At 39.4% G+C, this 3,382-nt stretch carries 4 protein-coding genes and 2 pseudogenes; all 6 read left to right on the top strand.

The genetic code is table 11. The features are described 5' to 3' along the window. A pseudogene (locus SORDD16_RS04665) lies at positions 1-221 on the top strand (bifunctional glycosyltransferase family 2/GtrA family protein); the annotation flags it as partial. Beyond that, positions 218-1,129, top strand: coding sequence for a phosphodiester glycosidase family protein (locus SORDD16_RS04660; protein WP_061452550.1), 912 nt, complete (start codon positions 218-220; stop codon positions 1,127-1,129). The pseudogene SORDD16_RS04665 and the gene SORDD16_RS04660, both read left to right, overlap by 4 nt. Continuing rightward, on the top strand, positions 1,104-1,514 hold the full coding sequence (locus SORDD16_RS04655; protein ID WP_061452549.1) for a hypothetical protein: 411 nt from the start codon (positions 1,104-1,106) through the stop codon (positions 1,512-1,514). The genes SORDD16_RS04660 and SORDD16_RS04655 overlap by 26 nt, the downstream gene beginning before the upstream one ends. Before the next feature lie 99 nt (positions 1,515-1,613). Further along, positions 1,614-2,156 (top strand): ClbS/DfsB family four-helix bundle protein, encoded by a 543-nt coding sequence (locus SORDD16_RS04650; RefSeq protein ID WP_061452548.1) that lies wholly within the window; start codon positions 1,614-1,616, stop codon positions 2,154-2,156. 250 nt (positions 2,157-2,406) lie between these two features. Continuing rightward, positions 2,407-2,910 carry a hypothetical protein gene (locus SORDD16_RS04645; protein WP_061452547.1) on the top strand — a complete coding sequence of 168 codons (504 nt, stop codon included), beginning with the start codon at positions 2,407-2,409 and terminating at the stop codon, positions 2,908-2,910. 85 nt (positions 2,911-2,995) lie between these two features. After that, positions 2,996-3,382: pseudogene (locus SORDD16_RS04640) on the top strand (hypothetical protein); the annotation flags it as partial.

Here is a 3,382-nt window from a genome sequence, read left to right as displayed (position 1 = left end):
CTTCAAGAACAATGCGAGCTAGTTTTAAAACAGGATCAGGCTATTTCGGACTAGCAGTTGGCCTCTTTATCTTAGACACCATCCTGATTCGACTCTTTAATGCGGGTCTTGGAGTCAATTTGCTAATCGCGAAGATAATTGTCGGAATCATGCTTTTTCTCCTCTCTTGGACCATTCAAACTCGCTATATTTTCAAAGAAAGGACCTGTAGCCCATTATGAAAGTTTTAAAGAAACCCTATCTATACGCCTCGGTCTTGGGCTTGCTCCTGACAAGCTCCTTTACCTATTCGATGTTGAAGACCTTTGTACTCGCTGAAACGATTTCCACTGTATCCAATACCAGCTCAACTTCTAACCCCACAGCAGCAAGTCAGGCAGCAAAAAATGCCCAGGTGACGGATACTAGCTATTCAGATGGAAATATCAGTGTCACTCTAACTGAAAAGACTGTGAATGAAACGCAGGTCTATGTGGCAGATGTAACCCTCAGTTCATCGGATTATCTAAAAACAGCTCTAGCTCAAAGCTCCTATGGAACCAACGTCACAGCCAAAACCTCTGTAACAGCCGCCGAAAACAATGCTATTCTAGCAGTCAACGGTGACTACTATGGAGCCAATAGTTCTGGTTATGTTATCCGTAATGGAGTTGTCTATCGGGACAGTGTCCGTGAAGACGCTAGTAACGGTGACCTTGCCATTTACAAGGACGGCTCCTTTAAAATCATCTACGAGGACCAAGTTTCAGCCGATCAGTTGGTTCAGGACGGTGTCGTCAATCTACTGGCATTTGGTCCGTCTCTAGTTGAGAATGGAGAAATATCTGTTGATACCAATACAGAAGTCGGTCAGGCCATGTCATCGAATCCTCGTACAGCTATCGGGATTATCGATGAAAATCACTACATCATCATCGTTTCGGATGGTCGTACCTCTGAAAGCAAGGGCTTGTCACTTTACCAGATGGCAGAAGTGATGAAATCTTACGGGGTGAAAACAGCCTACAACCTTGATGGTGGTGGATCCTCAACTCTCTACTTTAACGGTCAGGTGATCAATAAACCGACCACAGGTGGAAGCAAGATATCAGAAAGGGCGGTGAGTGATATTGTCTACATCGGTTACTAAAAACAAAAACAAACGCCTCAAAAAGACACTCGTTGGCTATAGTCTTCTCACTATTTTCTTTTTTGCATTTAGCCGTATCTACGAGTCCTTTAGTTTTGGGGAGACATCGCTTCATATGCACTATCTCTTTGCAGTCCCTCTAGTAGGGGGCATCGTTCTAGCGTTATTGTTGAAAATCATGCCAAACTTAGGACGAATCAGCCTAAACTTGTGGAACTCGGCAGTTGCAGTCCTAACAGTTGGAATGCTCTTTCGAGGAATTGTCAATCTATCAGGTCGTTCAACGACCTTAGATCAACCTTACTGGTATGTCGGCCTAGCCTTTGCTATTTTGGCTATCGTCTCGCTTTTCTTTCATAAGAAAAACAGTCAAGAATTAGCTTAAAAATTGAAAACTGGTTGTTGAGAGAAACAGCCAGTTTTCTTATGGTATAATGAAGTAAGAAAATACCTTAACCTACTAGAAAATGAAGGGAGAACGCCTATGCCAAGACCAAGAACAAAAGAGGAGCTAGTGTTAGCCTCTAAGGAAAACTATGAAAAACTTAATCACTTTATCTCTAAATTAAGTGAAGAGGAGCTACAGACTCCTTTTGATTTTTCAAAAGACCAAAAGAAAAAAGAAGCCCACTGGAATAGAGATAAAAATCTAAGAGATGTCCTGATCCATCTCTATGAATGGCATCAGTTACTTTTGACCTGGGTACATTCCAATCAAAAGGGTCATGAAAGACCTTTTCTCCCTGAACCTTATAATTGGAAAACTTATGGGGAAATGAATGCTGCTTTTTGGAAGAAGCACCAGAAAACGTCCTTAGAAGAAGCGACCAAACTCCTCAATCAATCGCATAGAGAGGTTTTAGAGTTGATGGAAGGCTTCAGCAATGACCAACTCTTTACCAAAGGTATCTATAAATGGACGGGTGGGACAAGTCTAGGTTCCTACTTTGTCAGTAGCACCTCCAGTCACTATGACTGGGCTCTGAAAAAACTGAAAGCTCATCAGAAAAATTGTAAGAAACGTTAATTGAAGTGCGTATGAAGTTTAGAAAAAAGTCTTCTAAGCTTCGAATAGCTTAGTTCTCGTGATTTTAGAGCCATTCTAGCTTTAGAATCCTTCTAAAATTAAAATTTGGGGTTGTCATAAACTTAGAATAGTTCTAAAACATTTATATTAAAGGGGCTGAGCTGTTCGACGCATAGAATGCCTTGATTCTGAGAAATGTTGACTAGAAAATGGTTCGAATGGCTTTTTTCTGATATAGGATGATAGATAGATGGGTGAGATGATGAGCATACAGAAAGAGAAAGTTAGAAAAGAGTTGGTGTCCCTCTGTTTGGGAGAGTTTACAGCCGTCCTATCCTTTTGGTTGTGTTTTTTCCTTTTGAAAAATCGACTTGGTGATTGGAAGGGGCTAGTCACCATTCTCTATCCTTTATCTTTACTGACATTTATATTGCTTCAAGGTTCAATCTATTGGGCAATTTTGATTAGAAGACTGTCGAATCCCCAGTTCGGAAGTGGAAATGTGCCGAAAATATATGGTGGACTCAGAATACTAGACCTTGTTTTACTTATTACGGGCTTTCCTGTCATTGTCTGGAACACACAGAGTGTCCAAGTGGCTATCTTAGCCACGTTGATAGAGCTTTTTGCCCTTATCGAATGGCTTAATTACTACCTCGTACGCCTATCTTATAGCTTGAACCCACTTGTTTTATGGAAACGAATTGCAAAGGGAAAACTTGAAAAAAGCAGAATAGCTAAGGAGTTGGGGTAGGGGGATGAGGAGGTTACCCATTCGTTTTGTAATATGCTATAATAAATCTATCATTTTTTTAATAACTACTTTAAGTGAGATAAGTATGCAAATTAACTATAATAGAAGACAGAAATCAGATATTGTTATTTCTAAACCGTCAGCCAGCGAAGTAGGAAAATACTTGAAAACATGGAAAAATCTTAAAAATTATAAGTTGCAAGAAGATGCTTTAGATAAATTATTTTTTGAGCTGTTACCAAGTAACGAAGAAATCTCTGACATCTTATTAAAGGTTGCTACGTTGAATGATTTTTATAGCACAAATATTTTCTCAGTTTATCCAGTTGCAGAACATATACTGAGTCTTAAAATTGATGAGAGGTTGAGACAAGGTGATGTACTTTAGTCAATGAAATTCAAAATGTTACAATCAATGGAGTAACTAGAAAGTTCTATTCTTTTTCTACTAAATACTGTTCGCATCACAATC

This window comes from Streptococcus oralis (genome assembly GCF_001578945.1).
GTDB lineage: Bacteria > Bacillota > Bacilli > Lactobacillales > Streptococcaceae > Streptococcus > Streptococcus oralis_Q.
The sequence above is the reverse complement of the archived record's forward strand: the minus strand, read 5'-3'. Positions and strand labels throughout refer to the sequence as shown.

Coding starts and splice junctions, on each gene's coding strand:
- SORDD16_RS04645 (WP_061452547.1), top strand. CDS start 2,407: ATGGGTGAGATGATGAGCATACAGAAAGAGAAAGTTAGAAAAGAGTTG.
- SORDD16_RS04660 (WP_061452550.1), top strand. CDS start 218: ATGAAAGTTTTAAAGAAACCCTATCTATACGCCTCGGTCTTGGGCTTG.
- SORDD16_RS04650 (WP_061452548.1), top strand. CDS start 1,614: ATGCCAAGACCAAGAACAAAAGAGGAGCTAGTGTTAGCCTCTAAGGAA.